Consider the following 26282-nt stretch of genomic DNA (forward strand, 5'->3'; position numbering starts at 1 on the left):
GATGGAATACATAAACGCGTCCGTTGTATGCTGCCGGCACCTCAAGTGTCTGCACGCTATATGGTGGCTGTGTTTGGGACGCCTTATGGCGTGCCGGTCTTATGTATTCCTCCGGTTGACCAACCCGAACACAGTCCGCCTCCATCGCTTGGTCACGATGGTGGTGGTTTCATCTGATGCATTTGAGAATACATAAAATGAACAAATTGAACCCGTTCCCCGATCGCTACCGCCCCCTCCAAACAAACCTCACCGATTCCCCACCCCTGATCATCGACACAGAGGCCAACCCCCAGGACATTCTCGAAGCTGCCCTCCAGCGAATCAGAGCCTCCGGCGACCTACTCAAAACCCTACATTGCCAATGCTTCAAAAACGGTGACGTGGAAGACATCCCGCATATCACCCACGCCCTCTACCTGTTGACTCAGGACGGCTGCGACCTGCTGAAAGTCGCGCAACAACGCATGATGGGCTGGAAAGCACCAACCTGACGCCGAGCGAAGATCGTTCCCACGCTCTGCGTGGGAATGCCTCAAGTTAGTCGGTCCTTCCCCCAGGGCCCGACGATCAATAAGCTCCACCCAAGCCCAATCGGACACTCCGCAATGAACTTCGCCCCCGACTTCCCCGACGACCAAACCATGCATCTGCTCATGCAGCTGCTGCACGAAGAGCTCGGTCTGCCAGAACGCAAAACCATCAGCCTCACCACCTCGATTAACTTCGACTTTGGCTGCAACGGCACCGATGCGCGCCACCTGATGGAGACGCTGGAAGAACAGTTCGCCATCGACTTCATCGATTACGACGCCTATCGCTACTTCCAGCCCGAAGGCTTTGACGTATTCCTCAAGCGCCGGGCCAAGGGGCGTGGCGACAAGATCCCTCTGACTATCGGAATGATTTACCAAGCGATCAAGTTGCAACGGTGGGACACACAGGAATTGGAAGGAATCTAGCTGAACGCGTAAGTGCCATTATTCTGGTCGTTTAGCGCCTTTTCGGCTGGAATAATGGCACTTAAGGTGTCCCTGACGGCCTGAATTGCACGCACAAAAAAGCCGCCCTCAAAGGGCGGCTTTTTCATTCGCTAAATCCAAGCCTTACAGCTTCGGCCCAGCAGCCTTGATCGCGTCGCTCACTTCAAACTTCTTGAAGTTCTCAACAAACAACCCAGCCAGTGCTTTAGCGGCTTCATCATAAGCAGCCTTGTCAGCCCAGGTATTACGTGGGTTCAACAGTCCAGTCTCAACGCCCGGCACAGCCAACGGCACGTCGAGGTTGATGGTGTCGAGGTGTTCGGTTTCAGCACCGATCAACGCGCCGCTCTGGATCGCTGCGATCACGCCGCGAGTGGTCGGGATGTTGAAGCGTTTACCGACGCCGTAGCCGCCGCCGGTCCAGCCGGTGTTGACCAGGTAGACCTTGGAGCCGAAGCCGCGGATGCGCTTGATCAGCAGTTCTGCGTATTCGCCAGCCGGACGCGGGAAGAACGGTGCGCCGAAACAGGTGGAGAAGGTCGACTTGATGCCGCTGCCGGAACCCATTTCGGTCGAGCCCACCAGTGCGGTGTAGCCGGACAGGAAGTGGTAGGCCGCTTGTTCTTCGCTGAGGATCGACACTGGCGGCAGTACGCCGGTCAGGTCGCAGGTCAGGAAGATCACAGCGTTTGGCTCGCCACCGAGGTTTTTCTCGGAACGCTTGGCGACGTGCTCCAGCGGGTAGGCGGCGCGGCTGTTCTGGGTCAGGCTGACATCGGTGTAGTCGGCGTGCTTGGCGTCATCGATAACGACGTTTTCCAGGACTGCGCCGTGCTTGATGGCTTTCCAGATGACCGGCTCGTTCTTCTCGGACAGGTCGATGCACTTGGCGTAGCAGCCGCCTTCGATGTTGAAGACAACGCCTTCACCCCAGCCGTGCTCGTCGTCACCGATCAGGTAACGGCTTTCATCGGCGGACAGGGTGGTTTTGCCGGTGCCGGACAGACCGAAGAACAGGGTCACGTCGCCCGCTTCGCCGATGTTGGCGGCGCAGTGCATTGGCAGTACGTCGGCAGCCGGCAGCAGGTAGTTCTGCACCGAGAACATGGCTTTCTTCATTTCACCGGCGTAACGCATGCCGGCGATCAGCACTTTCTTCTGAGCGAAGTTGAGGATCACGCAACCGTCGGAGTTGGTGCCGTCACGCTCTGGCACGCACTCGAAGTTGGCAACGTTGAGCACTTGCCACTCATCACGGCCAGCCGGGTTGTATTTTTCCGGGTTGATGAACAGGCAACGGCCGAACAGGTTCTGCCAGGCAGTTTGGGTGGTCATCTTCACGGCCAGGTAGTGGTCTTCAGACGCACCTACATGCACGTGGGAAACGAAATGCTCTTGTGCGTTGTTGAACGCTTCAACGCGGTCCCACAGGGCATCGAACTTGTCGGCCGGGAACTTGCGGTTGATCGGGCCCCAGGCGATGGAAGCCGAAGTGGACGGCTCGTCAACGATGAAACGATCGACTGGTGAGCGGCCGGTGCGGTGACCGGTGCGAACAGTCAGCGCGCCGGTATCGGCAAGCTCGCCCTCACCGCGACTCAGAGCTTCTTTTACCAGATCATCAACACTCAGATCGGTGTACACGGCGTTATTGGCTTGCGTCATGAGATTCCCCGTCGGCCAGTGGCCGAGTGTGCTCCAAACGTTTTGTAGTAGAAAGTCGTGCACTACTACCGCGACAAAAAGTGGGCCGGATTATGCCAGAAAAGCCCAAAAATAGTAGGGCCCTCCCGTCGTAACGGCGTTATTCCGGCGTTAAGCAGTGAATTTACCTGCGCTGAACCGTTTTAGTGCCGGGTATCTGACGGCGTATCAACACCCGCACCTGCGAATAATTGAGCGATATCGGCGGCGTCGAACAGGTAGCGCTCATTGCAAAACTGGCAATCAATCTCAATGTTGCCGCCATGTTCGATCACGAGCGACTGGGCATCTTCCAGACCCAAACTGACCAGCGCATTGGCAGAACGTTCGCGCGAGCAGCTGCAACGGAAGCGCAGTTTCTGCACATCGAACAGTCGAACCTGCTCTTCGTGGTAGAGGCGATGGAGAATGGTTTCGTTATCCAGGCTCAGCAATTCATCGGCGGTCAGGGTGCTGCCCAGCGCGGTGATGTGCTGCCAGCTGGCGGCGCGTTCTTCTTCATCTTTCAATCGATCAGCAGGCAGCTGCTGCAACAACAGGCCACGGGCGCGACGACCATCGGCGTACAACCAGAAACGCGTACCGACTTGTTGGGACATCACGAAGTAGTTAGTGAAGCACTCCGACAGGGTTTCGCCATCGAGGTCGACGATGCCCTGGTAACGCTGGCCCTGAGTCGGGTCGACGGTCAGCGCCAATACGCCGTTGGGCATCAGGTCGGCGAGGGTCGCATCCGGCGCGATCTGGTCGGCCTCGTATCGGGCCAGGCCACGGATTTCGCGCTCGCTGGAGCACTCGATCATCAGCAGCGGGATCGGACCTTCGGAACGGGCCTGGAGAATCAGCAAGCCATCGAACTTCAAGGTGCCGACCAACAACGACGCCGCCGCCATCAGCTCGCCGAGCAGTTGTGCAACCGGCTCCGGGTACGGGTGTTTAGCGAGGACTTCGGCGTAGCTACGCTCCAACGCAACCAGCTCGCCGCGGGTGTCGCTGTCATCGAAGATGAAGCGTTGGGTGTAGTCGGTATCCGGTAAATCGGTCATAGGTCTGGGTATCTGAAGTAATGACAAAATGATTTCAAACAGCGAGAAATTGCGCCTCTTCGGCACCATTTTGGTGCGCAATGTTCAGCCATGGGAGGCATTTTATGAACAATCCGGGTTTGTTCCAAGCAAGGTGGAACCTTCGCCGGATGGCTTTATGCAATTCCTTACCTCTGGCGCTGCTGGCCTTCTGGTTATGGCCTACGGGTCAGAGGCTGCGTGTGGTTTGCGACGAGTGGCGCTTTCACCCATCCAACGCGCTGCTGGCGATTAACCCGATATGGCTACACGTTTAAGCAATTGCAAGTCTGCGTTCCGTCGATGCGGTGGTGGGTGGTGCGTAGCGCCTGATAGTCAGGCACGCCTGGCGAGTGCTTCGCACTCGATCGCGAGCAAGCTCGCTCCCACAAGGACTGCGCAATACCTGTGGGAGCGGGCTTGCTCCGGGCGGCGATCCGACGAAGGCTGCCTCACAGGCAACACAGAAACAATTGTCTTACTCGTCGTTACTGCTTCCACGGAACTTGAACAAATCCCGTCGCTGCTTCTTGCTCGGTTTGCCATCGGTGCTCACACCCAGCGAACCGGCCTTACGCATGGCCGCAGCCGCCTCGCGCTTGGCGATGCTGGCGTCGGTTTCAGCGTAGAGCGCCTGAGCCTCTGGCGCGCCACGGCGTACGATCGACAGCGCCTGAACCACCACCGTGCGTTCCTCGAACCCTGCGCGAATCTGAAACTCATCGCCGATCCTCGGTTCCTTGCCCGGTTTGCAGCGCTCGCCCCGGCAATGCACCTTGCCGCTTTCAATCGCCGCCTTGGCCAAGGCACGTGTTTTATAAAAACGCGCGGCCCACAACCATTTATCGAGACGGACTTTGTCGTCCTCTTCCTGTTTTTGTGCCACTGGAATTCCTCTCTCGGTGAATACTCGGAACTGTACTACCGTTTCTGTCGGGCGCAAGAACTCGGCCCTCCAGATAGAATGTGGTCTTGGCCGGCTCACCGGCATGGAGTGATCGAGTGACAATATTTCCGTCTTCATTGACCTCGCCCCAGGGCGGTTGCCAGGGTTGCCAGCAAAGCGAGCCGCTGGGCTTCGATTTTGCCTTTGCTTACCAACCGATCGTCGATTTGCGAGATCAGTCGATTTTCGCCCATGAGGCACTCGTGCGCGGCGTAAAGGGTGAGGGTGCGCTGTCGATTCTCGATCAGATCACCGAGGACAACCGCTACCGCTTCGATCAGCTCTGCCGGACCCGAGCCATTGAAGGCGCAGCGAATCTGGGGATGCAGACGCATCTGTCGATCAACTTCATGCCCAACGCCGTGTACCGCCCGGAACTGTGTATTCGCAGCACGCTGGAAGCCGCGAAAAAACACAACTTCCCCATCGACCGGTTGATTTTCGAAACCCTGGAAAGCCAGCACGTAGATAACTATCGCCATTTGACCAATATTCTGCGTGAATACCGCGAATTCGGCTTCAAGACCGCCATCGACGATTTCGGCGCGGGCTACTCGGGGCTCAATCTGCTCGCTGATTTCCAACCGGACCTGATCAAACTCGACATGGCACTGATCCGCGATGTCGACCGTGATCGTGCTCGTCAGGCTATCGTTCGAGGGATTGTCACAATCTGTGCGGAGCTGAACGTTACAGTCATTGCCGAAGGGATCGAAAGCGCCGGAGAACGGGATTTCCTGGCGGACTGTGGAATTTTTCTGATGCAGGGTTACTGGTTCGCCAAGCCCGCATTCAAAGCGTTGGCCCAGGTAACACCTGGGACCTGGACGCGTTAATCGCCGGTTTTTCCTATTGAAGACATTTGACCATTTGACCGTTGTCGGTCTGCGCGAGTGGGTAGCGCTCCCGGATTTGGGAGTCGCGGGCCTGCGCGCAAAAATCGACACCGGCGCCAGCACCTCCAGCCTGCATGCCACCGATATCGAACCGTTCGAGCGCGACGGGGAACAGTGGGTGCGCTTTACTGCTCACTTGGGCACGGTGGTGCAACTGCGTCACCGGCGCTGCGAAGCCCCCCTGGTGACGATGAAGACCATCAAAAGCTCCAACGGCCACGCGCAGATGCGTTACGTGGTCAGCACCACTCTGGCCCTCGGTGATCGGGTCTGGCGGGTCGAGTTCACTCTCGCCTGCCGCAAGTCCATGCGTTATCGCCTGTTACTCGGTTCAAAAGCCTTGATCGACGGCCAGTTGGTGGTCAATCCAGGCATTAAGTACGTACAAGACAAGCCGGTGTTCCCGGTATCTACCTCCTCCACAGGTGTTGCATGAAGATCGCTGTGCTGTCGCGGAACCCGCGTCTGTATTCCACTCGTCGTCTGGTCGAAGCCGGTACCGAACGTGGCCATGAAATGGTGGTGATCGACACCCTGCGCGCCTACATGAACATCGCCAGCCACAAGCCGCAGATCCACTACCGCGGCAAGCCGTTGGAGGGTTTCGATGCGGTGATCCCGCGGATTGGCGCGTCGGTGACGTTTTATGGCTGCGCGGTGTTGCGCCAGTTCGAAATGATGGGCGTGTTCCCGCTCAATGAATCGGTGGCCATCGCCCGCTCGCGGGACAAACTGCGGTCCCTGCAATTGCTGTCACGCAGAGGGATCGGTTTGCCGGTCACTGGTTTTGCGCACTCCCCGGACGACATTCCCGACTTGATCGAGATGGTCAACGGCGCGCCGCTGGTGATCAAGGTGCTGGAAGGCACTCAGGGCATCGGCGTGGTGATGTGTGAAACGGCGACGGCGGCGGAGTCGGTGATCGAGGCGTTCATGGGCCTGAAGCAGAACATCATGGTTCAGGAATACATCAAGGAAGCCGGCGGGGCGGACATTCGCTGCTTCGTGGTGGGCGACAAAGTGATCGCGGCGATGAAGCGTCAGGCCAAGCCTGGGGAGTTTCGCTCCAACCTGCATCGGGGTGGCACTGCCAGCCTGATCAAGATCACGCCGGAAGAACGCATGACAGCATTGCGTGCGGCGAAGGTGATGGGTTTGGCGGTGGCGGGTGTGGACATCCTTCGTTCCAATCACGGCCCGCTGGTGATGGAAGTGAATTCGTCGCCGGGGTTGGAAGGGATTGAAACCACCACCAACAAGAATGTGGCGGGGATCATCATTGAGCATCTGGAGAAGAATGGTGGGCCGAATATGACGCGCACCAAAGGCAAGGGTTAAGGGTACAAAAGCCGGCTTTTGTGGTGACGGGCAGGCCGCCTTCGCGAGCAAGCCCGCACACACATTTGATCTGTGGCGAACACAATATCAGTGTCTGACACGATCTACTGTGGGAGCGGGCTTGCTCGCGAAGAGGCCTTGAGCCCCAACGACAATGCTGATCTCTTAAACCGCATCCCGCGGCAGCATCAACCCAAGCGGCAATCGCACCCGCGCTTCCAGCCCGCCACCAGACCGATTGCGCAGCTCTACATTCCCGCCATGCATCGAAGCAATCCGCTTCACGATCGCCAACCCCAACCCGGTGCCTTTACCACCTCGGGCACGGTCGCCACGGGTGAACGGGTTAAAGATCGCCTCCAGCTCCGACGGATCAATCCCCGCCCCCCGGTCCATGACACTCAGCACCACATACGGCGCGCTGGTATCGCCGGACACATAAGCCGCCACCTCAACCCCGCTGCCCGCGTGATGCAAGGCGTTGCCAATCAGGTTGTTCAGCAGCCGCTTCATTGACACCCGACGCAACGGAAACGGCTGAATCGGCTCCAGGCGCAGGCGCACTTTCTCTTCGTTCTGGTTGTAGGGCGCTGCGACTTCGCGCACCAGATCGCTCAGGTCCACCTCTTCCACCGACTCGTCGCGACCATCGCGAATGAACGCCAGGAACTGATCGAGAATCGCGTCCATGTCTTCGATGTCGCGGACCATGTCGTCGCTCAGGTCGCTGTGGTCACCCATGAGTTCCAGAGATAGCCGTAACCGGGTCAACGGTGTGCGCAGGTCGTGGGATACCCCCGCCAGCATCAATTCGCGCTCACGCCCCGCCTGTTCGACGTCTTCGGCCATCTGGTTGAAGGCGCGATAGACCTCGGTCATTTCACTCGGCGTGTCGCTGATCGGCAGGCGCACACTGCGACCCTGGCCGAGTTGCCTCGCGGCATAGACCAGACGTTTCAATGGTTGATTGAGCTGGCTGACGAAGATCCACGCCGAGGCAGTGGACAGCAGACCGATAGCGAGGAACCAGCCGAGCACGTTCCAGATTTTCTGGCCGCGCAATGGATGCGGGTAAAGCGGCACTTTCAGCCAGCCGTCACCCAGGCTTGGCGCCCGAACCCACAGGGCTGGCGGCGAATGCATTCGCAATCGGACTTCAGTGTCGGCACCCAGCTCCGCTTGCATCTGCCGCTGATAGATCTCGCTGTAAGGCCAGTGTTGCTCACCTTCCGGCACGCCAGCGCCCACTACCCGGATCAGGGTCGCGGCATCGGCAATCTTCGTACGGTTTTCTTCATCGGCCGCCCAATAGGCGCGTAGCGTCAGGGCGACGCCGTGGCTGTATTGGCGGTCCACCAGCACGTCTTCGTTCATCAACAGATAAACCAGGGTCAGCGCCTTGGAAAACAGCACGACGATCAGCACCAGCCAAAGGGTGCGGGAGAAGAAACTCTGGGGGAACCAAACGGGGGTTTTCATGGATAACCGCTACACACTTGCAGGAGCGAGCGATGCTCGCATATTGCGGATCGCGAGTCTGCGAGCAAGGTCATCTGACCCGTTGCCCGCAAGACCCGCTCCTACAAATCACCGATCACTTGGTGGCGGCGCCATCCGGAACGAACACGTAACCCACGCCCCAGACTGTCTGGATGTAACGCGGTTTGGACGGATCGGGCTCGATCATCCGGCGCAGACGAGAAATCTGTACGTCGATGGAGCGCTCCAGCGCGTCCCACTCGCGGCCACGGGCCAGATTCATCAGCTTGTCGCGGGTCAGTGGCTGACGGGCGTTCATGACCAACGCCTTGAGCACCGCAAACTCACCGGTGGTGAGCATGTGCACTTCGTCGCCGCGTTTGAGCTCGCGGGTGGCCAGGGACAGTTCGTAGTCACCGAAGGTCACGCTTTCGTCTTCGCTGCCCGGTGCGCCCGGCACAGGAGTTGATTGACGACGCAGGACCGCTTTGACACGAGCCATGAGCTCGTCCGGGTTGAATGGCTTGGCCAGGTAATCGTCGGCGCCCAGCTCCAGGCCCTTGATGCGGCTCAGCTCATCGCCCTTGGCGGTCAGCATGATGATGGGGATCTGGTTGTTCGAGGTGCGCAGGCGACGGCAAGCGGTCAAGCCGTCTTCGCCGGGCAGCATCAGGTCGAGGACGACCAGGTTGAACACTTCACGCGCCAGCAGGCGATCCATTTGTTCAGTGTTCGGTACGGCGCGGGCGCGGTAGCCCTTGCTGACGAAAAAACGTTCCAGCAGGCTGCTCAGCCCTGGATCGTCGTCAACAATAAGAATTTTTTCGCCTTCAGCAATGTTTGCAGTGCTGCTCATTAGATGCTCCTTTGATCTCGGCGCGCATTATGGCGTAGCTGCCGTTATACGCACCGTGTGCATTGTTAGCAGATTTTTCCTTCATCGCCAGAAATCCGGTCTTTATGCCTACAGCCTGCGATGCCCCCGAATGACAGAACGCTGGTTATAATGCGCGGCCTTTTGTGTCAGGCAACGTCTGATCATTACTGTAGGTGGCCGTTTTTTATTTTCATGGCACGGGCAGTAATTGTTCGATTTCACGGGTCAACGGGATACCTGTTGATCCAGGTAGCGGCGCAGGCCAGGCCGCTCAACCAGACTCGCCGAGCCTTTATCTCTGCGCCTGCGAGCCTGCTTTCACAATTTGTCAGGTGGTTTTATGGACAGCATCAACAGCCGCATCGCCCAGGAACTCGGTGTACGCCCACAACAGGTCGAAGCGGCCGTCGCGCTACTCGATGAAGGCTCCACGGTGCCCTTCATCGCCCGCTACCGGAAAGAAGTGACCGGCAGCCTCGATGACATCCAGTTGCGTCATCTGGAAGAGCGCCTGCGCTACCTGCGAGAACTCGACGAACGGCGTATCAGCATCCTTGCCAGCATCCACGAACAAGGCAAGCTGACCCCGCAACTTGAACGCGACATTAAACTCGCCGACACCAAAACCCGCCTCGAAGACTTGTACCTGCCGTACAAGCAGAAGCGCCGCACCAAGGGCCAGATCGCCCTGGAAGCCGGCCTCGGCGAGCTGGCCGACGGCCTGTTCAACGACCCGACCCTGACGCCAGACGCTGAAGCCGCGCGCTTCATCGATACCGAAAAAGGCGTCGCCGATGTGAAGGCGGCCCTCGAAGGCGCCAAATACATCCTGATGGAACGTTTCGCCGAAGACGCCGGCCTGCTGGACAAGCTGCGCAGCTACCTCAAGCAGGAAGCCACCCTCAGCGCCCGCGTCATCGCCGGCAAAGAAGAGGAAGGCGCCAAGTTCCGCGACTACTTCGAACACGATGAACCGCTGAAAAGCATGCCGTCGCACCGCGCGCTCGCCATTTTCCGTGGCCGCAACGAAGGCATTCTGAGTTCGGCGCTGAAAGTCGGCGACGAACTGCCGGGCACCATGCACCCGTGCGAAGGCATGATCGGTCAGCAATTCGGCATTCAGAACCAGAACCGCGCCGCCGACAAATGGCTGGGCGAAGTGGTGCGCTGGACCTGGAAGGTCAAGCTCTACACCCACCTGGAAACCGACTTGCTGGGCGAACTGCGCGATGGCGCGGAAACCGAAGCGATCAACGTGTTCGCTCACAACCTGCACGACTTGCTGCTGTCGGCGCCGGCTGGCCCGCGTGCCACGCTAGGCCTCGACCCGGGCCTGCGCACTGGTTGCAAGGTGGCCGTGGTCGATTCCACCGGCAAGCTGCTGGATCACGCCACGGTTTACCCGCACGTGCCGCACAACAAGTGGGATCAGACCATCGCCGTGCTGGCTGCCCTGTGCGCCAAGCATGCAGTGGACCTGATCGCCATCGGCAACGGCACCGCCAGCCGTGAAACCGACAAGCTGGCCGCTGAGCTGATCAAAAAATACCCAGCCATGAAGATGACCAAAGTCATGGTCTCCGAGGCCGGCGCATCGGTTTACTCGGCGTCGGAACTGGCTTCCAAGGAATTCCCGGACCTCGACGTGTCGATCCGTGGCGCGGTGTCGATTGCCCGTCGCCTGCAGGATCCACTGGCTGAGCTGGTGAAGATCGACCCGAAATCCATCGGCGTCGGCCAGTACCAGCACGACGTGTCGCAGCTGAAACTGGCGCGCGGCCTGGACGCCGTGGTCGAAGACTGCGTGAACGCCGTGGGCGTCGACGTGAACACCGCCTCCGTGGCGCTGCTGGCCCGCATCTCCGGCCTCAACGCGACCCTGGCGCAAAACATCGTCAGCCACCGCGACGAACACGGCGCGTTCAAAACCCGTGCGGCGTTGAAGAAAGTCGCTCGTCTGGGCGAGAAAACCTTTGAACAGGCCGCTGGCTTCCTGCGCGTCATGAACGGCGACAACCCGCTGGATTCGTCTGCGGTTCACCCGGAAGCCTATCCGCTGGTCCAGCGCATCGCCGCTGAGACCGACCGCGACATTCGCTCACTGATCGGCGACGCCAGCTTCCTCAAGCGTCTTGATCCGAAAAAGTACACCGACGAAACCTTCGGTCTGCCAACAGTCACCGACATTCTGCAAGAACTGGAAAAACCTGGCCGCGATCCACGTCCCGAATTCAAGACCGCCGAGTTCCAGGAAGGCGTCGAAGACCTCAAGGACCTGCAGCTGGGCATGATCCTCGAAGGCGTGGTGACCAACGTGACCAACTTCGGTGCTTTCGTCGACATCGGCGTGCATCAGGACGGTTTGGTGCACATCTCTGCGCTTTCGGAGAAGTTCATCAAGGATCCGCGTGAAGCGGTGAAGGCCGGTGACGTGGTGAAAGTGAAGGTCATGGAAGTCGACATCCCGCGTAAACGCGTTGGCCTGTCGATGCGCATGAGCGACACGCCGGGCGAGAAAATCGACGGTGCCCGTGGTGCACGTCCGGGTTCGGCGCCACGCCAGTCCCAGAACACCGCACCGCGTAAGGAAACCACGGCGGCGGCTCCGGCCAACAACGCCATGGCTTCGCTGTTCGCCAACGCCAAGCAGTTGAAGAAACGCTGATGGACATCCCGGCCGGGCTGACCGAAAGCGCTTTTTTCAAGTTGCTGGGGTGTCGCTTGCACAGTCTGGAGACCGGGGTGGCGCAAGTCGCCCTCGGGCTTGCACCAGAACTGCGCAATCGCGGTGGCAAGCTGCACGGCGGGGCCTTGTTCAGTCTGGTGGACATTGCCATGGGGCTGGCCTGTTCCAGCACCCATGGTTTTGACCAGCAGAGCGCGACCATCGAGTGCAAGATCAATTACATTCGCGCCGTCGCAGACGGTGAAGTGATGTGCACCGCGCGGGTGATCCACCCGGGCCGCCGCACGCTGGTGGTCGAAGCTGACGTGATGCAAGGCGACAAACTCGTCGCAAAAGCACAAGGCACGTTCGCTGTCCTGTAGATGAATGCCATCAATTTGAGTTAATTTCGGCGCTGTGACCGCAGCGTCGGAGTTTCCTGTGGGAGCGGGCTTGCTCGCGAAGGCGGTGTGCCAGACGACTTAAGTGCCGACTGACACGCCCTCTTCGCGAGCAAGCCCGCTCCCACAGGGATTGTGGCGATCCAAAACCAGGCGACAACGCCAGTTTCAACTTCACCCTTGTAGACCGTCTTGCCCACCCCCATATTGGGGCGACTGACGCGTGAAGGAATCCAACTTGAGCGAACTTCTCAACCGCCGCCTGGCTCTGCTCGGCGAGCGCGCTAACCTCTCTCTGCTCGAACAGTGCCTTCACGGCATCGAACGTGAATGCCTGCGCGTGACCGGCGAAGGTCGCCTGGCGCAAACGCCGCACCCGGAAGAATTGGGTTCCGCGCTGACCAACGAACAAATCACCACCGACTATTCCGAGTCGCTGCTGGAGTTCATCACGCCCGCCCTGCCCGACCCGGCGGAGACGCTGGCGAGCCTGGACAAGATCCACCGTTTTGCCTACAGCAAGCTCGGCAACGAGTACCTGTGGAGTCCATCGATGCCGTGCCCGTTGCCGGCCGAGGAAGACATCCCGATTGCCTATTACGGCACCTCCAACATCGGTCAGCTCAAGTACGTCTACCGCAAGGGCCTGGCCCTGCGGTACGGCAAGACCATGCAGTGCATCGCCGGGATCCACTACAACTTTTCCTTGCCGGAAAAGCTCTGGCCGCTGCTCAAGGAAGCTGAAGGCTTTGTCGGCACCGACCGTGACTATCAGTCGTCGGCCTACATCGCGCTGATCCGTAACTTCCGTCGCTACAGCTGGCTGCTGATGTACCTGTTCGGTGCTTCGCCAGCGCTGGACGCCGGTTTCCTGCGTGGCCGCTCGCATCAGTTGGAACAACTGGACCCGGACACCTTGTACTTGCCGTACGCCACCAGCCTGCGCATGAGTGACCTGGGTTACCAGAGCAACGCCCAGGCCGGTTTGACGCCGTGCTACAACGACTTGGCGAGCTACACCGACAGCCTGCGCAAAGCGGTCGCCACACCGTATTCGCCGTACGTCGAAATCGGCACGCATCAGGACGGTGAGTGGGTTCAGCTCAACACCAACATCCTGCAGATCGAAAACGAGTACTACTCCAACATTCGCCCGAAACGCGTGACGTACACCGGCGAACGGCCGATTCAGGCGCTGGTGGCCCGTGGCATTCAGTACGTTGAAGTGCGTTGCCTGGACATCAACCCGTTCCTGCCGATGGGCATCGACCTGCCGGAGTCGCGGTTCCTCGATGCGTTCCTGCTGTATTGCGCGCTGAACGACAGCCCGCTGCTGACCAACACCTCGTGCGGCAACGCGACCTCGAACTTCCTCAGCGTGGTCAAGGAAGGTCGCCGCCCGGGCCTGCAACTGCAACGCGACGGTCATCCGGTGGACCTGAAAGAGTGGGCCGGCGAGTTGCTGGAGAAGATTGCACCACTGGCGGCGATGCTGGATCAGAGTCATGGCGGCGATGCGCATAGCAAGGCGCTGGACGTGCAATTGGAGAAGATCAAGGATCCGTCCCGCACACCGTCGGCCCAAGTATTGGCGGCGATGGCTGAGCATAAGGAAAGCTTTGCTCAGTTCTCCCTGCGTCAGAGCCGCGCGCATGCGGAGTTTTTCCGCAGCGAGCCGCTTTCAAGCGAAGACCAGGCGAAATTTGAAGACCGGGCAGGTTCGTCGCTGGCTGAACAGGTCGAGCTGGAGCAGAACGAGGTGGGCGATTTCGATGTGTTTGTCGGGTCGTATCAGGCGAGTATTTTGGCAATCAGCAACTAAGCGGCGCCTGTCAAAAGATCGCAGCCTTCGGCAGCTCCTACGGGACGGTGCCAGGGTTGCGATTTTTTTTTGCCCGCACCACGCAATTTTGAATTCGCACGCTACCTTTGTAGGAGCTGCCGCAGGCTGCGATCTTTTGATCCTTTAGAATTTTCCGCTCATAAGCTCATTCGAAAAAGTTATTTATTTTCCGATTCTTATATCATTTAGTCTCCTTTTCACGCCGACTCTCGGTCGCCTGACAAGGAGCTTCTCAATGAAACTGACTTTCCCCCTTCGCCTGCTGGCGGCCGCGTCTCTGGCTGCGGTGAGTTTCTTTGCCCAGGCGGCTGACGTCACCGTCGCCTACCAGACCACCGTAGACCCGGCGAAAGTCGCCCAGGCCGACGGCGCGTACGAGAAAGCCACCAACGCCAAGATCGACTGGCGCAAATTCGACAACGGCGCCGACATCATCGCCGCCATCGCTTCCGGCGACGTGCAGATCGGTTACCTCGGTTCCAGCCCCCTGACGGCGGCGATCACCCGTAAAGTCCCGGTAGAAACCTTCCTCATCGCCACGCAGATCGGCGCCGCTGAAGCCCTGGTTGCCCGCGACGGTTCCGGGATCAACACCCCGCAGGATCTGATCGGCAAGAAAATCGCCGTGCCGTTCGTTTCCACCGGCCACTACAGCCTGCTGGCCGCCCTGAAGCACTGGAACATCGACCCGTCGAAAGTCACCGTCCTCAACCTCGCACCACCGGCGATCGTCGCCGCCTGGAAACGCGGTGACATCGACGCCACTTACGTGTGGGACCCAGCCCTCGGCGTGGCCAAGGAAAATGGCAAAGTGCTGATCACCTCCGGTGAACTGGCCAAGTTCGGCGCACCAACCTTTGATGCCTGGATCGTGCGTAAAGACTTCGCCGAGAAGCACCCGGAAATCGTCACCGCGTTCGCCAAAGTGACCCTCGATGCCTACGCCGACTACCGCAAAGACCCGAAAGCCTGGCTCGCCAACCAATCCAATGTCGACAAGCTGGTGAAACTCTCCGGCGCCAAGGCCAGCGACATTCCGTTGCTGCTGCAAGGCAACGTCTTCCCGCTGGCGGCTGATCAGGTGATCACCCTCGGCGCGCCGACCACCAAGGCCATCACCGACACCGCCGCGTTCCTGAAAGAACAAGGCAAGGTTGAAGCCGTGCTACCGGACTACGCCCCCTACGTCAGCGCCAAATACATCACCAACTGATCGGAGTTAACCGCGATGGCTTTGCTTCAGCTGGAGCGCATCAGCGCACAGTACCCAGGCAGCCCCGAACCGGTACTGGCGGATATTTCCCTGAGTCTTGGGCCCCAGCAGTTGCTGGTCGCCCTCGGCCCGTCCGGCAGTGGCAAGACCTCGCTGTTGAACCTGATTGCCGGTTTCGTCGAGCCCAGCGCCGGGCGCATCACCCTCGATGGCGTGCCGGTCAAAGGCCCGAGCGCCGAGCGCGGCGTGGTGTTCCAGGACGATGCCCTGCTGCCCTGGCAGGACGTGCTGGCCAACGTCGGTTTCGGCCTGGAACTGGCTGGCATTGCGCGGGAAAAACGTGAACTGCGCGCTCGGGAAATGCTCGCCTTGGTGGACCTTTCCGGTTTCGAAAACCGTCGAATCTGGCAACTCTCGGGCGGCCAGAAGCAACGTGTCGGTCTGGCCCGTGCCCTTGCTGCTGATCCGCGCGTTTTGCTGATGGACGAACCCTTCGGCGCCCTCGATGCCTTCACCCGCGAACAGATGCAGGAGTTGCTGCTGCAAGTCTGGCAGCGCACCGCAAAACCGGTCTTTCTGATTACTCATGACATCGAAGAAGCGGTGTTTCTCGCCACGGATCTGATTCTGCTGGCGCCGAATCCTGGGCAAATCGTTGAGCGCCTGAGCCTGGATTTCGGTCAGCGTTATGCCGCTGGGGAGTCGGCTCGATCGATCAAGTCAGATCCGCGCTTTATCGAAACCCGCGAACACGTGCTTGCCAAAGTGTTCTCCCAACGCAGCGCCGCCCAGCGGCAGGAGACCGTATGAGCAGCTATGAGATTCCGGCCGTCACGGTCAAACCGCACTCTACGGTGATTCCTGTTCGACGCAGCCTCAGTACTCGCTGGATCAGTCTGCTGACACTCGTCGCGCTCGTGGTCATTTGGTGGGCCGTCACCGCCACAGGAATGATCGAACCACTGTTCCTGCCGCCACCCTCCGCCGTACTGCAAAAAGGCTGGCTGCTGGTGACCACCGGCTACATGGATTCAACGTTGTGGCAGCACCTTGGCGCGAGTCTCAGCCGAATCGGTCTGGGCCTGGGCTTCGCGGTGCTGACCGCCGTGCCCGTTGGAATCGCCATCGGCCACAACCGCATTGCCCGCGGCATTCTCGATCCGCTGATCGAGTTCTACCGCCCTATCCCACCGCTGGCTTATCTGCCGCTGATCGTGATCTGGTGCGGCATCGGTGAGCTGTCGAAAGTCTTGCTGATCTACCTCGCGATCTTCGCCCCGATCGCCATCGCTACGGCGACCGGCGTGCGTACCGTCGACCCGGCCAAATTGCGCGCCGCGCAATCGTTGGGCGCGACTCGGGCACAATTGATTCGCCATGTGATTCTGCCGAGCGCGTTGCCGGACATTTTGACCGGTGTGCGGATTGGCCTGGGTGTGGGTTGGTCGACACTGGTCGCCGCCGAATTGATCGCCGCCACTAGCGGTTTGGGCTTCATGGTGCAGTCGGCCGCGCAGTTCCTGGTCACCGATGTGGTGGTGCTGGGGATTCTGGTGATCGCGCTGATCGCCTTCGCCATGGAGATGGGCTTGCGCGCCCTGCAACGCAAACTGGTGCCGTGGCATGGCCAGGCACACTGAAGCATTTGAATGTAGGAGCAACTGCCTTGATACCCCCTTTTTTTGGATCAACCCTGTAGGAGCTGTCGAGTGAAACGAGGTTGCGATCTTTTGATCTTGCTCTCTAAAAACAACATCAAAAGATCGCAGCCTTCGGCAACTCCTACAGGTGCGGTGTCGTTCACAAAATTCATGTACGGCCTCCAGAATTGAAGAGAACACCATGAGCAACCTGACCATCGTCCCCTTAAGCTACGCCCTCGGCGCACACATCAGCGGCGTCGACATCAGCCAGCCGCTGAACCTGGAACAGCGCGACGCCATCGAGCAGGCGCTGCTCAAACATCAAGTGTTGTTCTTCCGCGATCAGCCGATCACACCGCAGCAACAGGCGCGTTTCGCCGCCAATTTCGGCGACCTGCACATTCACCCGATTTACCCAAATGTGCCGGAACAGCCCGAAGTGCTGATCCTCGATACAGCCGTCACCGACGTGCGTGACAACGCGATCTGGCACACCGACGTGACCTTCCTGCCGACCCCGGCCCTGGGCGCGGTGCTCAGCGCCAAGTTGTTGCCGGAGTTTGGTGGCGACACGTTGTGGGCCAGCGGTATTGCGGCGTATGAAGCGTTGTCCGCGCCGATGAAAACCTTGCTCGAAGGGCTGACGGCTACCCACGATTTCACCCGCTCGTTCCCGCTGGAGCGCTATGGCAACACGCCGCAAGCCTTGGCCCAGTGGGAGGAAGCGCGCAGAAAAAATCCGCCGCTGTCACACCCGGTGATTCGCACTCATCCGGTGAGCGGACGCCGGTCGTTGTTCGTCAATGAAGGCTTCACGTCGAAGATCAATGAGCTGTCGGAGACCGAAAGCGAGGTGATTCTGAAGTTTCTGTTTGCCCACGCGACACGGCCGGAATTTACAATCCGCTGGCGCTGGCAGAAGGACGACGTGGCGTTTTGGGATAACCGCGTCACACAGCATTACGCCGTGGATGATTACCGGCCGGCTCGGCGGGTGATGCAGCGGGCGACGGTGTTGGGGGATGTGCCGTTTTTTCGGTAATCCAGGGAGTTTTTTTACTAACTTTGATGGCCCCTTCGCGAGCAAGCCCGCTCCCACATTAGACCGCGTTCTTACTGAACAACTCGGTCTAATGTGGGAGCGGGCTTGCTCGCGAAAGCGGTCTGTCAGGCGCCAAAGGATCCAGCGCCGAACACTTACTCAGCCGTCGACGGCTTCTCCCAAAGATTGACCCCGCCCTCTTGGGCAAACCGGTCAATTTCCGCCAGCTCTTCGGCACTAAAGCTCAAATTTTTCAACGCCCCGACGTTCTCGATAATCTGCTCGGGCCGGCTCGCACCGATCAGCGCCGACGTCACGCGAGGATCGCGTAGCGTCCACGCCAATGCCAGCTGCGCCAGGCTCTGACCGCGACGCTTGGCGATCTCATTCAGCGCACGCACATGAGCGATGTTGGCTTCGGACAGGTGCGCCGTCTGCAACGAACCACCCCCCGGACGATTGACCCGCGCATCAGCCGGCACACCATTCAGGTACTTGTCGGTCAACAACCCCTGAGCCAGCGGCGTAAACGCAATCACGCCCGTCCCGAGTTCGTCCGTCGTATCCAGCAGGTCTTTTTCCACCCATCGATTGAGCAGGTTGTAAGCCGGTTGGTGAATCAGCAACGGGACTTTCCACTCTTTCAGCAGCGCGGCCATTTCACGGGTTTTAACCCCCGAGTACGAGGAGATACCGATGTACAACGCCTTGCCCTGTTGTACCGCGGTGGCCAGTGCGCTGGCGGTTTCTTCCAGCGGCGTGTCCGGGTCGAAGCGGTGGGAATAGAAGATGTCCACGTAGTCCAGGCCCAGGCGCTGCAGGCTCTGATCAAGGCTGGCCAGCACGTATTTGCGCGAACCGCCGCCCTGACCATAAGGGCCGGCCCACATGTCCCAACCGGCCTTGCTGGAGATAATCAGCTCGTCGCGATACTGCTTGAAGTCTTCACGCAGCAAACGACCGAAATTGATCTCGGCGCTGCCATACGGAGGGCCGTAGTTGTTGGCCAGGTCAAAATGGTTGATGCCAAGATCAAACGCGGTACGCAGCAACGATCGCTGAGTGTCGATCGGCGTGCTGTCGCCGAAGTTGTGCCACAGGCCCAGAGACAGTGCCGGCAGCACCAGCCCGCTGCGACCGACGCGGCGGTAAGGGATGGAGTCGTAGCGGTTTTCGGCAGCGGTGTAGGTCATCGAATCCTCTCTTGTCTGTCTTGAAGTTGGTATCGACTGCTTCGCAAGTTGCCCAGCATACGCCCAGACAAACGCCGATGGACCTTGGACTCGAGAAAATGCTGAAACGTTTCACAACATTTACGCCGACAACTCACGCAGGGCGGCGGCAGCCAAAAAGCCAGACCTTGAGCTGTACCGCTGATCCCGCCTGACTGTTTGATCGATACGTTCAAGCAACTGCTCAGGCAGTGTGGCATTGAAGCGCACCGACTTTCCGAAGTAAGGCGTGATATCAAATTCGACCACCCCCCACACGCCGCCCGCGAAATCAGGGTTATCAAGATGAGCGTCAATCTCACGCACCTGCGGCAGTGGATCGCCATCGGCCACCAAGCCTTCGTAGTGCAACGACAGCGCTTCCTTCACGTTTTCAAATGCCTGCGCCACAGTACCGCCTGCGGAGAAGCAACCCGGCACGTCCGGGATAATTACTCCGTATTCTGAGTCGGCATCCTTGTGCAGAACGACCGGGAATTTCATTTCGGTAAGTCCTTCCTGTGATGTGGCCCGCTTGGGGCTTTCGTATTCGGTGTCGGGTCTCATTTCAGACCCGCCTGTTTCAATATGCTGTTGATCGTTCCTTTCGGAAGATCCGAGTCCGGGTGCTTTATCGTCACCCTGCCTGGCTTGCACGGATGCTTGTACTGATGATGGCTGCCTTTCACGGCCACCAGATACCAACCATCCTCCTCGATCATCCTGATCATTTCCCGACTTCGCATCACCTTCGTCCTTGTGGGCAGCATCTGCTGCGCACACTACGCGACGAAGCTTCATGTCAATACACACCATACACACCCTGATAAATATTAGCCTATCGTGCATCGGCCTGATTTCCCTATAGACCAGCGGCTACTGTGCCCCCGCAAACACGTCCCCCAACCAATCCACAAACACCCGAACCCGTGGCGACATGTGTCGGTTGTGCGGATACAACACCGAAACCGGCATCGGCGGTGGCGGCGTGTCGATCAAGACTTCCTGCACCAAGCCCTGGGAAATCTGCGTTTCCATTCGGTAATACGGACATTGGATCAGCCCCAACCCGGCAATCGCCGACGCCGCATAAATTTCCGCGCCGAATACTGAAAGCGCCCCATCGATGGCGACTTCCTTCAGCTCGCCATCAACCATGAATTCGAAAGGAAATAACTTGGCAGTCGTGCGCGAAACGTAGTTAACGGCACGATGATGTTTCAGGTCGTCGAGGCTTTTCGGTTCGCCGTATTTGCGCAGGTACGCGGGACTGGCGCAGGTGATTTGGCGCAGGTTGGCGACGCGGCGGCCGATCAGCGCAGAGTCGCCCAAGGTGCCGGCCCGCAGCACGCAGTCGACACCTTCGGCGATCAGGTCGACAAAGCGGTCGGCCTCGCTGATGGACAGTTCGATGTCCGGGTAGCGCGCCATGAACTGTGGCAATGCCGGGATGACGAAGTGCTTGGCCAGCGTGCCGTGCAGATCGACGCGTAACCGCCCTTTCGGCGCCACCCCGCGAAACGCCAGTTCAGCTTCTTCCAACTCTGCCAGCAATTGCACACAACGCAGGTAATACGCCTCGCCATCCAGCGTAGGACGCACCTTACGAGTGCTTCGCTCCAGTAAACGCGTACCGAGCCAGGCTTCGAATTGATTCAGCGTGTGGGTCAGCGTCGCCCGCGGCCCTGCGTGAAGCCGCCACCCGTCTGAACGCTGGCGGGCGGATCATCAACGTCTCCAGCAGCACCGTCGGCATGAACCTGCCGGGCTATGCGGTGTACATCGCCAGCAAAGCGGCAGTGGAGTCCTTGACCCAGGTGTTCGCCAAGGAAATGCGCGGTCGCAGTATCACCGTCAATGCCGTGGCCCCCGGTCCGGTGGCTACCGACCTGTTCCTGCACGGCAAGAGCGAAGAGCAGATCCAGACCTTCGCCAAGATGCCTCCGCTGGAACGTTTGGCTCAGCCGGAAGATATCTCCCGTGTTGTGTCCTTCCTGGTGGGCCCGGAATCGGGCTGGGTCAACGGGCAAATCCTGCGGGTCAATGGCGGGTTGGTTTAACTATGCTCAACCTGATACCGAGGTGACCCCAATCGCGAGCAGGCTCGCTCCCACAAAGATCACCGAGAACCCTGTGGGAGCGAGCCTGCTCGCGAAGGCGGCTATACAGGCAGCACACATCTAAAGGACGGATACACCATGCACACCACGATCATCATCACCTTCGGCCTGGTCCTCCTGGCGCTGATGCTGTTCATCGGCGAGAAAATCGGCTTCAGCCGCCAGACCCTGACCTACAGCTTTGTCGTGCTGTGGCTGGCACTGACGTTGATCAACGGCGCGGTCGGCATGGTCAATGCCGGTCAGCCGTTGAGCACCGAACTGGTGGTCGGCAGCGCCGTGTTCGGTGTGCCGGTGGCGGCGCTGGTGCTGTTCATGGTGTTGAGCGCCGAGACCTGAAAAAGGCTCGGCGCCACCGGTTCTCGATCAACGCACCAAATGCAAAAACTGCATGTGCCGTTCGTACTGATCGAGGATGTCGTTGATGATCTGCTCCTTGGTGTAACCCACCAGATCGTAGTCCTGACTGCCCTCTGCAAGATGCACTTCAGCCCGGTAATAACGACGGTTGTTGAGTTCCTTGGAACCCATGCCGCCACGGGCAAACGACGGCGTGAAATAGCCACGCATCTGCACTTGATAGATAAACGGATGCTCCTCGCCGTGACCGATTTCCAGGCTGACGTTGTCGTTGGTCGGGTCCGGCTGAGTGACCACGTTCAAGCCCTTCTCGACGAACACCGCCGAGACTTCTTCAATCGCCGGACGCACCGTCGTATCGAGGAAGCGATAGACCTCATCCCGTGACGGGAAATGCACGGCCTGACTCAGGCGTTGACGCCAGCCGCCACGCCGCGATCCGGATACCGGTGCCAGCGAATGCAGTTGCGCGATCTGCTTCTGCGACTCCAGGTAGAACGCCTTGTGCAGCCCCCACATCATCAGCAGCAAGATCATCGAGAACGGCAACGAGGTCAGCACCACCGCGGACTTCAGCGCATCGATGCTGCCGGAAAACAGCAGCGCGCTGGTCACCAGCGCCGTCATTGCGCCCCAGAACACCCGAAGCCATTTCGGCCCGTCTTCATCGGGATTGCCGCCCTTGGCAGACAGCGTCGACAGCACCACGGTGCCGGAGTCGGCAGACGTCACGAAGAACACGAAACTGATGAACACCGTGACCGCGATGACGGTTTTGCTCCACGGGTAGGTTTCCAGCAGCAAGTAGAGGGTCATCGACGGGTTATCGATGGCCGACATGCCGAGGGCGCTCATGCCGTGATTGAGGACTTGATCGATGGCGCTGTTGCCGAAGATCGACATCCACGCGAGGGTGAAGCCGAGCGGAATCAACAGCACGCCGAAGACGAATTCGCGGATGGTCCGGCCACGGGAAATCCGTGCGATGAACAGGCCCACGAACGGCGACCATGCGATCCACCAAGCCCAGTAGAACACCGTCCAACCGCCCAGCCAGTCGCTCGGTTTGTCGTAGGCGTACAGGTCGAAACTCTTCATCGGCAAGGCGCCGAGGTAGTCACCGATGTTCTGGATCAGAGTGTTGAGCAGGTGCTGGGTCGGGCCGGCGAACAATACGAACAGCAGCAGCGCGCAGGCCAGCAGCATATTGATGTCGGACATCACCCGCACGCCTTTATCGACACCGGACACCGCAACGATGATCGCCGCGCCCATCATCAGCGTGATCAGGCCGACCTGAATCCACTGGGTGTGAGCGATGCCGAACAGGTAGTCCAGACCCGAGTTGAGGTGCAACACACCAAAGCCCATGTCAGCACCGAGGCCGAACACTGTGGCGATGATGCCGAAGCCGTCCACCGCGTAACCGATGGGGCCGTTGATGCGCTTGCCGATCAGCGGATAGAGCGCCGAACGCAGGGCCAGCGGCAGGTTGTGACGGTAGGCAAAATAAGCCAGCGCCATGCCGACGAAAGCGAACACACCCCAGCCGTGCAGGCCCCAGTGCAGAAACAGAATCTGCATTGCCTGACGCGCCGCATCCGCCGTGCCCGCTTCGCCTTGCGGGGGTTGCGCCAAGTGGGTCAGCGGTTCGGATACGCAAAAGAAAAACAGCGTGATGCTGATGCCGGCAGCGAACAGCATGCCGGCCCAGGACAGATAACTGAATTCGGGTTCGTCGTGGTCGGCACCGAGCTTGATCTTGCCGTAGCCGGACAAGGCGGTGACCACCACGAAGACCAGATACAGGGTCATCGCGAGCATGTAGTACCAGCCGACCGTATTGGCCGCCCAGTTTTGCGCTTCCAGAAGCCAGGCGCCGGCCTGTTCAGGCATGGCGATGACGATGATGCCGAACAGCAAAATGAACGTCGCCGAAAAGTAAAACACCGGCGGATTCATGCGGACCTGACCGCTAGCGGGGGTGGGCGATGCACTCATGAAAGATGCACCTCAAGGGGGTGAAACAGGGCAATCAGTAACGGACTCGGCATAGGCAAGCCTCCTGTTGTGAGCGGGCAGCAAACCGGCGGTTTAACTTGAATGAGCGTTCAAGTTAAACATGAATAGGGTGCTAAGGACTAATCGCAAGGCTCGGCGGTACTGTTCGTACGCTAGCTCAAGGAAGGGTATGACGTGGGGTTTGGAGGATTTTGTAGGAGCTGTCGAGTGAAACGAGGCTGCGATCTTTTGATCTTGATCTTAAAAAAGCAAAGTCAAAAGATCGCAGCCTCGTTTCACTCGACAGCTCCTACACAGCTCCTACAGCCAACGAAGACTGTTTATCAGTCACCAAAAAGCCGGGGGCTTACTTCTGCGTCCCGTCATCATGCTGCAGATTCGCCTGAGTCAGGTTGCTCCCCGCCGGCACGCTGCGGGTCAGCCAGACATTGCCGCCAATGGTCGAGCCCTTGCCGATGGTGATCCGCCCCAGAATCGTCGCACCGGCATAGATCACCACGTCATCCTCGACAATCGGATGTCGCGGTTGCCCCTTCTGCAACTGACCGTCTTCATCCGCCGGGAAGCGCTTGGCGCCCAACGTCACGGCCTGATAAATCCGCACACGCTCGCCGATGATGGCGGTCTCGCCGATCACCACACCCGTCCCGTGATCGATGAAGAAGCTGCGACCAATCTGCGCGCCAGGGTGAATGTCGATGCCGGTGGCCGAGTGCGCGATTTCCGCGCTGATCCGTGCCAGCAGCGGCAATCCGGCGCGGTATAAGTGATGGGCCAGGCGATGGTGAATCACCGCCAGAATCCCCGGATAGCACAGCAACACTTCATCGACACTGCGAGCCGCCGGATCGCCGTGATAGGCCGCCAGCACGTCGGTGTCGAGCAGACTGCGCAGCCCCGGCAATGCGAGGGCGAAGTCCTGAATGATCTGAATGGTCTTGGCCTCGACTTCAGTGTCGGCCTGGGCACTGTGGCGAGCGGCGTAGCGCAGTTCGAGTCGCGCCTGAGCCAGCAACGCGTTCAACGCAACGTCCAGCGTGTGGCCGACGTAGAAGTCTTCACTCTCCTCGCGCAAATCCACCGGCCCCAGGCGCATCGGGAACAACGCGCCACAGAGGGCTTCGAGAATCTCTGCCATGGCCGCTCGGGAAGGCAACTCGCGACCGCCCTGCTCGGTGCTGGCGCGGCCATTTTGTAAGCGCCACTGGTCACGCGCCGTACGCAGTTGGCTGACGATGGTCTGCAGTTGCCAATGACTGGAACGCTCGCTCACGGTAAAAACTCCTCACGGGCGGCCGGACTGTCTGGCCGCGTTAACCGCGATTACTTTACGGCATGGTCTGGAAGCCGAATTAAGAACCGATTGTGCTGTGCTCAGCACTTTTTGGCATAAGGCGATTGGCAGTTGCCCCGCAAAATAGGCGTGCCTATAGTCCTGTCATCTCCCTCCGCCAGTACGGACCCCATGATCAAACAACAGCTTGCCCGCTTTAACCGCCTCGACCTGCTCGGTCATCCTACCGCCCTGGAAAAACTCGAACGCCTGTCGGCCTGGTTGGGCCGCGATGTATACGTCAAGCGTGATGACCTGACGCCGCTGGCGATGGGCGGCAACAAGCTGCGCAAGCTCGAATACCTGGCGGCCGATGCACTGGCACAAGGCGCCGACACCTTGATTACCGCTGGTGCGCTTCAGTCCAACCACGTGCGCCAGACTGCCGCCATTGCGGCCAAGCTTGGCCTGGGCTGCGTAGCCCTGCTGGAAAATCCCTTGGGTACCGACGACGCTAACTATGTCGGTAACGGCAATCGACTGTTGCTGGACCTGTTCGATGCCAAGGTCGAGCTGGTGGAAAACCTCGACAACGCCGACGAGCAATTGCAGGCTCTGGCCGACCGTCTACGCAACAACGGCAAGAAGCCGTATCTGGTGCCGATTGGTGGCTCCAACGCATTGGGCGCTTTGGGTTATGTGCGCGCCGGGCTGGAATTGGCCGAGCAGATCAAGGACACCGGGCTGACATTCGCGGCCTTGGTTCTGGCTTCGGGCAGCGCCGGGACCCATAGCGGTCTGGCGTTGGGGTTGAGTGAAGCACTGCCGGATTTGCCAGTGATTGGTGTCACGGTTTCTCGCAGCGATGAAGATCAGCGACCGAAAGTCCAGGGGCTCGCCGAGCGCACTGCCGAGCTGTTGGGTGTGAGCCTGCCAGAGAATTTCAAGGTCGAGTTGTGGGACGAGTATTTCGGCCCGCGCTACGGCGAACCGAATGCCGGGACGTTGGCAGCCGTGAAGCTGGTGGCGAGTCAGGAAGGGCTGTTGCTGGACCCGGTCTACACTGGCAAGGCCATGGCCGGGTTGCTCGATGGCATCGGCCGCCAGCGCTTCAATGACGGCCCGATCATCTTCCTGCACACCGGCGGGGCGCCGGCGTTGTTTGCCTATACAAGTTTTTTGTAAGGATCGAAGATTAAAAG

At 59.4% G+C, this 26282-nt stretch carries 25 protein-coding genes and 3 pseudogenes; 16 read left to right on the forward strand and 12 right to left on the reverse strand.

Features of this window, described 5'->3' with window-relative positions; translation table 11 throughout:
- Window positions 1–197 precede the first annotated feature (197 nt).
- Both CUN63_RS11160 and CUN63_RS11165 read left to right on the forward strand, forming a co-directional pair.
- Window positions 198–494, forward strand: a complete 297-nt coding sequence (locus tag CUN63_RS11160) for a hypothetical protein (RefSeq protein ID WP_123367054.1) — start codon at window positions 198–200, stop codon at window positions 492–494.
- Between the two features lie 114 nt (window positions 495–608).
- Window positions 609–962: a DUF1493 family protein gene (locus CUN63_RS11165; RefSeq protein WP_129439408.1), complete on the forward strand. Its 354-nt coding sequence runs from the start codon at window positions 609–611 to the stop codon at window positions 960–962.
- Here CUN63_RS11165 and CUN63_RS32120 read toward each other — a convergent pair.
- The 3 genes from CUN63_RS32120 to hslO form a co-directional block, all read right to left on the reverse strand.
- Complete coding sequence (locus CUN63_RS32120) at window positions 959–1090, reverse strand: hypothetical protein (protein WP_256657693.1); 132 nt, start codon at window positions 1088–1090, stop codon at window positions 959–961. The genes CUN63_RS11165 and CUN63_RS32120 overlap by 4 nt on opposite strands.
- 16 nt (window positions 1091–1106) lie before the next feature.
- A complete protein-coding gene (locus CUN63_RS11170) occupies window positions 1107–2648 on the reverse strand; it encodes a phosphoenolpyruvate carboxykinase (RefSeq protein ID WP_129439410.1) in 1542 nt (513 codons plus the stop codon).
- A gap of 182 nt (window positions 2649–2830) precedes the next feature.
- Window positions 2831–3733 (reverse strand): Hsp33 family molecular chaperone HslO, encoded by a 903-nt coding sequence (hslO, locus tag CUN63_RS11175; RefSeq protein WP_008149293.1) that lies wholly within the window; start codon window positions 3731–3733, stop codon window positions 2831–2833.
- A 104-nt stretch (window positions 3734–3837) separates the two neighbouring features.
- Here hslO and CUN63_RS32125 point away from each other — a divergent pair.
- Window positions 3838–4026 (forward strand): annotated as a pseudogene (locus tag CUN63_RS32125) (phosphoesterase); the annotation flags it as partial.
- Between the two features lie 203 nt (window positions 4027–4229).
- Here CUN63_RS32125 and CUN63_RS11185 read toward each other — a convergent pair.
- On the reverse strand, window positions 4230–4637 hold the full coding sequence (locus CUN63_RS11185; RefSeq protein WP_129439414.1) for an RNA-binding S4 domain-containing protein: 408 nt from the start codon (window positions 4635–4637) through the stop codon (window positions 4230–4232).
- A 116-nt stretch (window positions 4638–4753) separates the two neighbouring features.
- Between CUN63_RS11185 and CUN63_RS11190 the strand changes: the two genes are divergently transcribed.
- The 3 genes from CUN63_RS11190 to rimK are packed head-to-tail and all read left to right on the forward strand — an operon-like array spanning window position 4754 to window position 6931.
- Window positions 4754–5533: an EAL domain-containing protein gene (locus CUN63_RS11190; protein WP_129439416.1), complete on the forward strand. Its 780-nt coding sequence runs from the start codon at window positions 4754–4756 to the stop codon at window positions 5531–5533.
- Between the two features lie 34 nt (window positions 5534–5567).
- Window positions 5568–6029: an ATP-dependent zinc protease gene (locus CUN63_RS11195; RefSeq protein ID WP_176471525.1), complete on the forward strand. Its 462-nt coding sequence runs from the start codon at window positions 5568–5570 to the stop codon at window positions 6027–6029.
- Window positions 6026–6931: a 30S ribosomal protein S6--L-glutamate ligase gene (gene rimK, locus CUN63_RS11200; protein ID WP_129439418.1), complete on the forward strand. Its 906-nt coding sequence runs from the start codon at window positions 6026–6028 to the stop codon at window positions 6929–6931. The genes CUN63_RS11195 and rimK overlap by 4 nt, the downstream gene beginning before the upstream one ends.
- 165 nt (window positions 6932–7096) lie before the next feature.
- Here the strand turns inward: rimK and CUN63_RS11205 are convergent, their stop codons facing one another.
- Both CUN63_RS11205 and ompR read right to left on the reverse strand, forming a co-directional pair.
- Complete coding sequence (locus CUN63_RS11205; RefSeq protein ID WP_129439420.1) at window positions 7097–8410, reverse strand: ATP-binding protein; 1314 nt, start codon at window positions 8408–8410, stop codon at window positions 7097–7099.
- Between the two features lie 115 nt (window positions 8411–8525).
- The gene (gene ompR, locus CUN63_RS11210; protein WP_129439422.1) at window positions 8526–9266 is read right to left on the reverse strand and encodes a two-component system response regulator OmpR; all 741 of its coding nucleotides are present in this window, start codon (window positions 9264–9266) and stop codon (window positions 8526–8528) included.
- Window positions 9267–9627: 361 nt separating this feature from the next.
- Here ompR and CUN63_RS11215 point away from each other — a divergent pair, with 361 nt between their 5' ends.
- From CUN63_RS11215 to tauD, 7 genes are all read left to right on the forward strand, one after another.
- Window positions 9628–11952: a Tex family protein gene (locus tag CUN63_RS11215; protein ID WP_129439424.1), complete on the forward strand. Its 2325-nt coding sequence runs from the start codon at window positions 9628–9630 to the stop codon at window positions 11950–11952.
- Entirely contained in the window at window positions 11952–12335 is a 384-nt protein-coding gene (locus tag CUN63_RS11220) for a PaaI family thioesterase (RefSeq protein WP_008149280.1), read from the forward strand. The genes CUN63_RS11215 and CUN63_RS11220 overlap by 1 nt, the downstream gene beginning before the upstream one ends.
- Window positions 12336–12591: 256 nt before the next feature.
- Window positions 12592–14175, forward strand: a complete 1584-nt coding sequence (gshA, locus tag CUN63_RS11230) for a glutamate--cysteine ligase (protein WP_129439428.1) — start codon at window positions 12592–12594, stop codon at window positions 14173–14175.
- Between the two features lie 256 nt (window positions 14176–14431).
- Entirely contained in the window at window positions 14432–15409 is a 978-nt protein-coding gene (tauA, locus tag CUN63_RS11235) for a taurine ABC transporter substrate-binding protein (protein ID WP_129439430.1), read from the forward strand.
- A gap of 15 nt (window positions 15410–15424) precedes the next feature.
- Window positions 15425–16219 carry a taurine ABC transporter ATP-binding subunit gene (tauB, locus tag CUN63_RS11240; protein ID WP_123367069.1) on the forward strand — a complete coding sequence of 265 codons (795 nt, stop codon included), beginning with the start codon at window positions 15425–15427 and terminating at the stop codon, window positions 16217–16219.
- On the forward strand, window positions 16216–17049 hold the full coding sequence (gene tauC, locus CUN63_RS11245; protein WP_033058455.1) for a taurine ABC transporter permease TauC: 834 nt from the start codon (window positions 16216–16218) through the stop codon (window positions 17047–17049). Before tauB ends, tauC begins: the two co-directional genes overlap by 4 nt.
- Before the next feature lie 202 nt (window positions 17050–17251).
- Window positions 17252–18094, forward strand: a complete 843-nt coding sequence (gene tauD, locus CUN63_RS11250; RefSeq protein WP_129439432.1) for a taurine dioxygenase — start codon at window positions 17252–17254, stop codon at window positions 18092–18094.
- Window positions 18095–18249: 155 nt separating this feature from the next.
- Here tauD and mgrA read toward each other — a convergent pair whose 3' ends face one another.
- From mgrA to CUN63_RS11270, 4 genes and pseudogenes are all read right to left on the reverse strand, one after another.
- The gene (mgrA, locus tag CUN63_RS11255) at window positions 18250–19287 is read right to left on the reverse strand and encodes an L-glyceraldehyde 3-phosphate reductase (RefSeq protein ID WP_129439433.1); all 1038 of its coding nucleotides are present in this window, start codon (window positions 19285–19287) and stop codon (window positions 18250–18252) included.
- 120 nt (window positions 19288–19407) lie between these two features.
- Window positions 19408–19872, reverse strand: a complete 465-nt coding sequence (locus CUN63_RS11260) for a type II toxin-antitoxin system HicB family antitoxin (protein WP_178082662.1) — start codon at window positions 19870–19872, stop codon at window positions 19408–19410.
- Entirely contained in the window at window positions 19869–20051 is a 183-nt protein-coding gene (locus CUN63_RS11265) for a type II toxin-antitoxin system HicA family toxin (RefSeq protein ID WP_046045491.1), read from the reverse strand. The genes CUN63_RS11260 and CUN63_RS11265 overlap by 4 nt, the downstream gene beginning before the upstream one ends.
- Window positions 20052–20181: 130 nt before the next feature.
- Window positions 20182–20988, reverse strand: a pseudogene (locus tag CUN63_RS11270) (LysR substrate-binding domain-containing protein); the annotation flags it as partial.
- Between the two features lie 2 nt (window positions 20989–20990).
- Here CUN63_RS11270 and CUN63_RS11275 point away from each other — a divergent pair.
- Together CUN63_RS11275 and CUN63_RS11280 are read left to right on the forward strand one after the other, a co-directional pair.
- A pseudogene (locus CUN63_RS11275) lies at window positions 20991–21365 on the forward strand (SDR family oxidoreductase); the annotation flags it as partial.
- A 138-nt stretch (window positions 21366–21503) separates the two neighbouring features.
- On the forward strand, window positions 21504–21764 hold the full coding sequence (locus CUN63_RS11280; RefSeq protein WP_129439437.1) for a hypothetical protein: 261 nt from the start codon (window positions 21504–21506) through the stop codon (window positions 21762–21764).
- Window positions 21765–21791: 27 nt separating this feature from the next.
- Here the strand turns inward: CUN63_RS11280 and betT are convergent, their stop codons facing one another.
- Both betT and epsC read right to left on the reverse strand, forming a co-directional pair.
- Entirely contained in the window at window positions 21792–23747 is a 1956-nt protein-coding gene (gene betT / locus CUN63_RS11285) for a choline transporter BetT (RefSeq protein ID WP_165353314.1), read from the reverse strand.
- 406 nt (window positions 23748–24153) lie between these two features.
- Window positions 24154–25080, reverse strand: a complete 927-nt coding sequence (gene epsC, locus CUN63_RS11290; RefSeq protein WP_033058482.1) for a serine O-acetyltransferase EpsC — start codon at window positions 25078–25080, stop codon at window positions 24154–24156.
- Window positions 25081–25272: 192 nt separating this feature from the next.
- Between epsC and CUN63_RS11295 the strand changes: the two genes are divergently transcribed.
- Window positions 25273–26265: a D-cysteine desulfhydrase gene (locus CUN63_RS11295; protein WP_129439441.1), complete on the forward strand. Its 993-nt coding sequence runs from the start codon at window positions 25273–25275 to the stop codon at window positions 26263–26265.
- Window positions 26266–26282: the final 17 nt, after the last annotated feature.

Source organism: Pseudomonas sp. ACM7 (assembly GCF_004136015.1).
Classification (GTDB): Bacteria; Pseudomonadota; Gammaproteobacteria; order Pseudomonadales; family Pseudomonadaceae; genus Aquipseudomonas; species Aquipseudomonas frigoris.

Bases quoted from the DNA above. Each gene is read 5' to 3' on its own strand.
- CUN63_RS11160 (WP_123367054.1), top strand. From the start codon at position 198: ATGAACAAATTGAACCCGTTCCCCGATCGCTACCGCCCCCTCCAAACA.
- CUN63_RS11165 (WP_129439408.1), top strand. From the start codon at position 609: ATGAACTTCGCCCCCGACTTCCCCGACGACCAAACCATGCATCTGCTC.
- CUN63_RS32120 (WP_256657693.1), bottom strand. From the start codon at position 1,090: ATGAAAAAGCCGCCCTTTGAGGGCGGCTTTTTTGTGCGTGCAATTCAG.
- CUN63_RS11170 (WP_129439410.1), bottom strand. From the start codon at position 2,648: ATGACGCAAGCCAATAACGCCGTGTACACCGATCTGAGTGTTGATGAT.
- hslO (WP_008149293.1), bottom strand. From the start codon at position 3,733: ATGACCGATTTACCGGATACCGACTACACCCAACGCTTCATCTTCGAT.
- rimK (WP_129439418.1), top strand. From the start codon at position 6,026: ATGAAGATCGCTGTGCTGTCGCGGAACCCGCGTCTGTATTCCACTCGT.
- CUN63_RS11205 (WP_129439420.1), bottom strand. From the start codon at position 8,410: ATGAAAACCCCCGTTTGGTTCCCCCAGAGTTTCTTCTCCCGCACCCTT.
- ompR (WP_129439422.1), bottom strand. From the start codon at position 9,266: ATGAGCAGCACTGCAAACATTGCTGAAGGCGAAAAAATTCTTATTGTT.
- CUN63_RS11215 (WP_129439424.1), top strand. From the start codon at position 9,628: ATGGACAGCATCAACAGCCGCATCGCCCAGGAACTCGGTGTACGCCCA.
- CUN63_RS11220 (WP_008149280.1), top strand. From the start codon at position 11,952: ATGGACATCCCGGCCGGGCTGACCGAAAGCGCTTTTTTCAAGTTGCTG.
- tauA (WP_129439430.1), top strand. From the start codon at position 14,432: ATGAAACTGACTTTCCCCCTTCGCCTGCTGGCGGCCGCGTCTCTGGCT.
- tauB (WP_123367069.1), top strand. From the start codon at position 15,425: ATGGCTTTGCTTCAGCTGGAGCGCATCAGCGCACAGTACCCAGGCAGC.
- tauC (WP_033058455.1), top strand. From the start codon at position 16,216: ATGAGCAGCTATGAGATTCCGGCCGTCACGGTCAAACCGCACTCTACG.
- tauD (WP_129439432.1), top strand. From the start codon at position 17,252: ATGAGCAACCTGACCATCGTCCCCTTAAGCTACGCCCTCGGCGCACAC.
- mgrA (WP_129439433.1), bottom strand. From the start codon at position 19,287: ATGACCTACACCGCTGCCGAAAACCGCTACGACTCCATCCCTTACCGC.
- CUN63_RS11260 (WP_178082662.1), bottom strand. From the start codon at position 19,872: ATGAGACCCGACACCGAATACGAAAGCCCCAAGCGGGCCACATCACAG.
- CUN63_RS11265 (WP_046045491.1), bottom strand. From the start codon at position 20,051: ATGCGAAGTCGGGAAATGATCAGGATGATCGAGGAGGATGGTTGGTAT.
- CUN63_RS11280 (WP_129439437.1), top strand. From the start codon at position 21,504: ATGCACACCACGATCATCATCACCTTCGGCCTGGTCCTCCTGGCGCTG.
- betT (WP_165353314.1), bottom strand. From the start codon at position 23,747: ATGAATCCGCCGGTGTTTTACTTTTCGGCGACGTTCATTTTGCTGTTC.
- CUN63_RS11295 (WP_129439441.1), top strand. From the start codon at position 25,273: ATGATCAAACAACAGCTTGCCCGCTTTAACCGCCTCGACCTGCTCGGT.